The organism is Streptomyces atriruber (assembly GCF_001418325.1).
Classification (GTDB): Bacteria; Actinomycetota; Actinomycetes; order Streptomycetales; family Streptomycetaceae; genus Streptomyces; species Streptomyces atriruber.
This window is the reverse complement of sequence record NZ_LIPN01000443.1, coordinates 1-5,857: the sequence shown is the minus strand read 5'-3', so window position 1 is coordinate 5,857 and position 5,857 is coordinate 1. Positions and strand designations below refer to the sequence as shown.

6 protein-coding genes and 1 pseudogene are annotated in these 5,857 nt (G+C 70.3%); 5 read left to right on the top strand and 2 right to left on the bottom strand.

Annotation, left to right across the window (positions count from 1 at the left end):
* The 4 genes and pseudogenes from AOK03_RS35325 to glmM form a co-directional block, all read left to right on the top strand.
* Positions 1–633, top strand: a pseudogene (locus AOK03_RS35325) (hypothetical protein); the annotation flags it as partial.
* Positions 634–869: 236 nt separating this feature from the next.
* Complete coding sequence (rplM, locus tag AOK03_RS35320) at positions 870–1,313, top strand: 50S ribosomal protein L13 (protein ID WP_055569478.1); 444 nt, start codon at positions 870–872, stop codon at positions 1,311–1,313.
* Positions 1,314–1,355: 42 nt separating this feature from the next.
* Positions 1,356–1,877 (top strand): 30S ribosomal protein S9, encoded by a 522-nt coding sequence (rpsI, locus tag AOK03_RS35315; protein ID WP_055569477.1) that lies wholly within the window; start codon positions 1,356–1,358, stop codon positions 1,875–1,877.
* 173 nt (positions 1,878–2,050) lie between these two features.
* On the top strand, positions 2,051–3,409 hold the full coding sequence (gene glmM / locus AOK03_RS35310; RefSeq protein WP_055569476.1) for a phosphoglucosamine mutase: 1,359 nt from the start codon (positions 2,051–2,053) through the stop codon (positions 3,407–3,409).
* On the opposite strand, the gene AOK03_RS35305 is transcribed toward glmM, so the two are convergent.
* Together AOK03_RS35305 and coaA are read right to left on the bottom strand one after the other, a co-directional pair.
* Complete coding sequence (locus AOK03_RS35305) at positions 3,406–4,353, bottom strand: DUF389 domain-containing protein (RefSeq protein ID WP_055569475.1); 948 nt, start codon at positions 4,351–4,353, stop codon at positions 3,406–3,408. The two genes, glmM and AOK03_RS35305, sit on opposite strands and share 4 nt — an antisense overlap.
* Positions 4,354–4,387: 34 nt before the next feature.
* Entirely contained in the window at positions 4,388–5,386 is a 999-nt protein-coding gene (gene coaA / locus AOK03_RS35300) for a type I pantothenate kinase (protein ID WP_425264445.1), read from the bottom strand.
* A 58-nt stretch (positions 5,387–5,444) separates the two neighbouring features.
* Here coaA and AOK03_RS35295 point away from each other — a divergent pair, with 58 nt between their 5' ends.
* Positions 5,445–5,813, top strand: coding sequence for a holo-ACP synthase (locus AOK03_RS35295; RefSeq protein WP_055569479.1), 369 nt, complete (start codon positions 5,445–5,447; stop codon positions 5,811–5,813).
* Positions 5,814–5,857 lie beyond the last annotated feature (44 nt).

The window sequence follows — 5,857 nt, the reverse complement described above, 5'->3', positions numbered from 1 at the left end:
GCGGTGGGCGTGCCCGCGCTGGTGTCGGTGGCCGCGGCGCTCGTCATGCCGGACCCCGCCGGGTTCTTCACGCGGACGCTGCCCTTCTTGGTGCGCGGCGAGGACTCCTTCGTGCGCCTCTACGAGGCGTCTCCCTCGGCGGTGCTCGCGCGGCTCGGGGTGCCGCAGGCGGGCGCCACGCTGCTGGCCGGGTGTGCGGCCCTGGCCGGGCTGTGGTGTGCGTGGCGGCGGTGGGAGAGGGGCGGTGAAGGGGCCGCGGCGCCGTCGAGGGTCGTGGAATGCGCCGTGATGCTGATGCTTTCGGCCTTTCTCGTCTCCCGGCCCTCGTACGACCACTACCTGCTGGTCGTGGTTCCGCTGCTGCTCGCGGGGGTGCTGACGCCGGGGGCCGCGGCGCGCGGCCCGTGGTTCTGGATGGCGCTGGTGCCGCAGGTGCCCGGCTTCTCGTGGCCGTGGCTGGAGCCGGGGACCCGGCGGGCCTTCAAGGACGCGGTGACGCTGTGCGTGCTCGCGGGCACGGTCGGGTGGGCGTGCGTGGCGGGCGGCGGCCCCGGTGGTCAGGGGGAACGGCGCGGGCTCACGGTGCCGGGCGGGCGGCGAACCGGGGCGGGGGAGGCGGCGCGGAGCAGGTGAGGCCGCTCCCCGGGGGAGCGTTTTGACCGGTGCGGGGCGGTCCGGGTACTCTCGTCGATTGATACGTATTGGCTTCCTCGTTCTCACGCGAAAGGGCCGTTACGTAGGTTCCCTGGAGCAGTTACCAGTGGCTCGCATACGGGCAGCGTCCCCGGCATTGTGGGCCCCAGCTGCATGATCGCTTCCTGGGTGCCGTGTGTCTGGACCCCATCCACTGAAGAAGCGAAGGCTACGAAGTGCGTACGTACAGCCCTAAGCCCGGCGATGTGACCCGCCAGTGGCACGTCATCGACGCCCAGGACATCGTCCTGGGGCGTCTGGCGACCACCGCCGCCTCCCTCCTGCGGGGCAAGCACAAGGCGATCTACGCCCCCCACGTTGACACCGGTGACTTCGTCATCATCATCAACGCGGAGAAGGTGCACCTCTCCGGCAACAAGAAGACCCAGAAGATGGCGTACCGCCACTCCGGTTACCCGGGTGGTCTGCGTTCCGTCCGTTACGACGAGCTGCTCGAGAAGAGCCCCGAGAAGGCCATCGAGAAGGCCGTCAAGGGCATGCTCCCCAAGAACACCCTGGGCCGTCAGATGCTCTCGAAGCTGAAGGTCTACGCGGGCGACCAGCACCCGCACGGCGCTCAGCAGCCGGTCCCGTTCGAGATCACCCAGGTCGCGCAGTAGTTCCGGCCACCCCCAAAGACGTAAAGAAATCTGAGGAGAATCGTGGCCGAGACCACCGTTGAGCAGCCGGTCGAAGAGACCGAGGTTGTTGACGTAGAGCAGTACACCACCGAGTCCGAGGCGCCCGTCGAGGGCGAGTACACCTCGGAGTCGAACGCCGCGCGCTTCGGCGACCCGCAGCCGGCCGCCGGCCTGGGCCGTCGCAAGAACGCCATCGCCCGCGTCCGGATCGTCCCGGGCACCGGCAAGTGGAAGGTCAACGGGCGCACGCTCGAGGACTACTTCCCGAACAAGGTCCACCAGCAGGAAGTCAACGAGCCCTTCAAGGTGCTCGAGCTCGACGGCCGCTACGACGTCATCGCCCGCATCTCGGGCGGCGGCGTCTCCGGTCAGGCCGGTGCGCTCCGTCTCGGTGTCGCCCGTGCGCTGAACGAGGCCGACGTCGAGAACAACCGTGGCGCCCTCAAGAAGGCCGGTTACCTCAAGCGTGACGACCGTGCGGTCGAGCGCAAGAAGGCCGGTCTCAAGAAGGCCCGCAAGGCTCCGCAGTACAGCAAGCGCTAATCGCTGCCTGCTCGTACTTTTCGTTCGCCCCGGCGGCACTCACCGTGCTGCCGGGGCGTTCGTCTATTCAGGAACCCCTGGGGCCCTGGAACTCTTCTGATTCTGGGACCCTCTGACTCTGGGACCCATGTGTCAGGGGTTCGTGGTTTTTCTTGAACGTTCGGAGGACAGCAGTGGGACGACTCTTCGGCACGGACGGCGTGCGTGGTGTCGCCAACGCGGATCTGACGGCCGAGCTCGCGCTCGGACTCTCCGTGGCGGCGGCGCACGTACTGGCCGAGGCGGGCACCTTTGAGGGCCATCGCCCGGTGGCGGTGGTCGGCCGTGATCCGCGCGCGTCCGGGGAGTTCCTGGAGGCCGCGGTGGTCGCGGGCCTGGCGAGCGCGGGCGTGGACGTCCTGCGCGTCGGTGTGCTGCCCACCCCCGCGGTGGCGCATCTCACCGGTGCGCTGGGCGCCGACCTCGGTGTGATGCTCTCCGCCAGCCACAACGCGATGCCCGACAACGGCATCAAGTTCTTCGCCCGCGGCGGCCACAAGCTCGCCGACGAGCTCGAGGACCGCATCGAGTCGGTCTACGAGCAGCACCGCACGGGCGCTCCGTGGCAGCGCCCCACCGGCTCGGGCGTCGGCCGCGTGAAGTCGTACGACCAGGGCCTCGACCAGTACGTCGCCCACCTCATCGGGGTCCTTCCGAACCGCCTCGACGGACTGAAGATCGTCCTCGACGAGGCGCACGGCGCCGCCGCCCGCGTCTCGCCCGAGGCCTTCGCGCGCGCCGGTGCCGAGGTCATCACGATCGGCGCCCAGCCCGACGGGCTGAACATCAACGACGGGTGCGGGTCCACGCACCTGGACCTGCTCAAGGCCGCCGTCGTCGAGCACAAGGCCGACTTCGGCGTCGCGCACGACGGGGACGCCGACCGGTGCCTCGCCGTGGACCACACGGGTGCGGAGGTCGACGGCGACCAGATCCTCGCCGTGCTCGCCCTCGCCATGCGGGAGCACGGGACGCTGCGCCACGACACCGTCGTCGCCACGGTCATGTCCAACCTCGGCTTCAAGCTCGCCATGGAGGGCCAGGGGCTCGCCCTGGTGCAGACCGCCGTCGGCGACCGGTACGTGCTGGAGTCGATGAAGGAGCACGGCTTCGCCCTCGGCGGCGAGCAGTCCGGGCACGTGATCATCCTCGACCACGCGACGACCGGTGACGGCACGCTGACCGGGCTGCTGCTCGCGGCGCGGGTCGCCGAGACGGGGCGTACGCTCGCGGACCTCGCCGGTGTCATGGAGCGGCTCCCGCAGGTCCTCATCAACGTGCCGGACGTGGACAGGACGCGCGTGAAGACCTCCGCGGAGCTGACCGCCGCGGTCGTCGACGCCGAGCGCGAGCTGGGCTCCACGGGGCGCGTACTGCTGCGTCCGTCCGGGACCGAGCCGCTGGTGCGGGTCATGGTCGAGGCCGCGGACATCGAGCAGGCCCGGTCCGTGGCCGGGCGGCTGGCCGACGTGGTGAAGTCGGCGCTCGGCTAGAGGTGCCGTGACTTCGCGGTGCGTTCGCGCTGCCTGGCCCACAGGAGTTTCTGGGCCAGCAGCGTGAGCGTTCCCGCGAGGACGATGCCGAGGAGGTTCAGCAGGAGCTGTTCCGTGGAGCCCCACGCCTGCTTGTACTCGTCGTAGCTGAAGGCGACCGCGGCGTTCGCCGCCGCGGGGACCGTCGTCACGGAGATCGCCACGCCGACCAGGGCGCCCGACTTCGCCGAGGTGAGCGAGAGCGTGCCCGCCGCGCCCGCGAGGACCGCCACCACGAACGAGAACCAGTCGGGGTTGTAGATGAAGCTCGTGTTCGGGCGCTCGGCTCTCAGCTGCGCGTCGCTGAACAGGTTCGTCGCATCCATGAAGTAGCTGAACCCGACCGTCACCACCATCGCCGCGGCGAAGCCCACGATCAGCGCGATGAGCGAGCGCAGGGCGAGCCGGGGCGCGCGCTGCACCAGAGCCGTGCAGAAGCCCGCCAGCGGGCCGAACTCCGGGCCCACCGCCATCGCGCCCACGACCAGGATCGCGTTGTCGAGGACGACGCCGCAGGCCGCGATCATCGTGGCGAGCGTGAGGAACGCGACGTACGTGACCGAGAGCGTCGATTCCTCGTGGGTCGCGTCGGTCAGCTGCTCCCACAGGACCGCGTCCGCGCCCTCGCCGGGCGCCTCGTCCTCCGCCTTGTCCGCGCGGAGCGAGAGCGAGAGGTCGATGTTCTCCAGGGCGATGGAGCCGTGCTTGTCGACCTCCAGCGCGCGCAGGCCGCCGAGCAGCTCGTCGCCCGCCTCGCGCGCGACGTCGCACATGACGACGTCCCCGGCGGGGTTGCGGGCGGCGCCGGGGACCACCGCGAGGTGGGTGGTGCCGACCGTCTGCTCGATCAGGCGCACCACCTCGTCGGTCCTGTCCGCCGGGGTGATCAGGCGTAGGTGCAGCATGTCCGCAGGGTAACCGGCGGTCTGCCGGGCGGGATCACAGTTTTCGCAGGCTGAGCCGCTGGACCTTGTGGTCGGGGCCCTTGCGGACGACGAGGGTGGCGCGGCTGCGGGTGGGGGCCACGTTCTCCACGAGGTTGAGCTTGTTGATCGTCCGCCAGGTGGTGCGGGCGTAGTCGAGGGCCTCCTCCTCCGACACCTGCGTGTACTTGCGGAAGTACGAGGACGGGTCCTGGAAGGCGGTCTGGCGTAGCTTCTTGAAGCGGTTGAGGTACCAGCGCTCGATGTCGTCCGCGCGGGCGTCCACGTACACGCTGAAGTCGAAGTAGTCGGCGAGGCCCACGCGGGTGCGGCCGTCCTTGCCGGGGAGTGCGGGCTGCAGGACGTTCAGGCCCTCGACGATGAGGATGTCCGGGCGGCGGACCGTGAGGCGGCGGTCCGGCACGATGTCGTAGATCAGGTGGGAGTAGACGGGTGCCGTCACCTCGTCCTTGCCCGCCTTGATGTCCGCGACGAAACGGGTGAGGGCGCGGCGGTCGTACGACTCGGGGAAGCCCTTGCGGGACATCAGGCCGCGGGCCTCCAGCTCCTTGGTGGGCAGGAGGAAGCCGTCCGTCGTGACGCGCTCCACGCGCGGGTGCTCCGGCCAGCGGGAGAGCAGGGCCTGGAGGAGGCGGGCGACCGTTGATTTGCCGACCGCCACGGAGCCAGCGACTCCTATGACGAAGGGCGTGCCCGACTGGGAGCCCTTCTCGCCGAGGAACGTGTTGAGCGCGCCGCGCAGGCCGTCCGTCGCGCCTACGTAGAGGTTCAGGAGGCGGGAGAGCGGGAGGTAGATGTCGCGGACCTCGTCGAGGTCGATGACGTCGCCCAGGCCGCGGAGCTGCTCCACCTCCTCCGCCGTCAGGGGGAGTGGCGTCTTCTCACGGAGAGCGCTCCACTCGGTGCGGGTGAGGTCGACGTAGGGAGTCGCCTCCGGCCTGTGCCGGTGGGCGCTCCGCGGAGCCTTGGTGGGCTCGGAGACCGAAGAGATCACAGTCCATTGTTACGGCTGTTTGAACGGGGCGGAGGGTGGGGTGTGTCACGCTGAGCCGGTGATTATTGGGGTTGGCATCGATGTCGCGGAGATCGAGCGGTTCGGGGCCGCGTTGGAGCGGACGCCCGGAATGGCCGAGCGGCTGTTCGTGGAGAGCGAGTTGCTGCTGCCGGGCGGGGAGCGGCGGGGGGTCGCGTCGTTGGCGGCGAGGTTCGCCGCGAAGGAGGCGCTGGCCAAGGCGCTGGGGGCACCGGCGGGGCTCCGGTGGACCGACGCGGAGGTGTACGTCGAGGCCAGTGGGCAGCCGCGGGTGAGGGTGACGGGGACCGTGGCCGAGCGGGCCTCGGTGTTGGGGGTGCGGTCGTGGCACGTGTCGCTCAGTCACGACGCGGGGGTCGCGTCCGCCGTGGTGGTCGCTGAGGGGTAGTTGGCGGGGCTCCTTGGGCGGGCGTCCGCGCCGGGGGTGTGTTC

Excerpts from the sequence above, each read along its gene's own strand:
- AOK03_RS35305 (WP_055569475.1), bottom strand. The coding sequence starts at position 4,353 with ATGCTGCACCTACGCCTGATCACCCCGGCGGACAGGACCGACGAGGTG.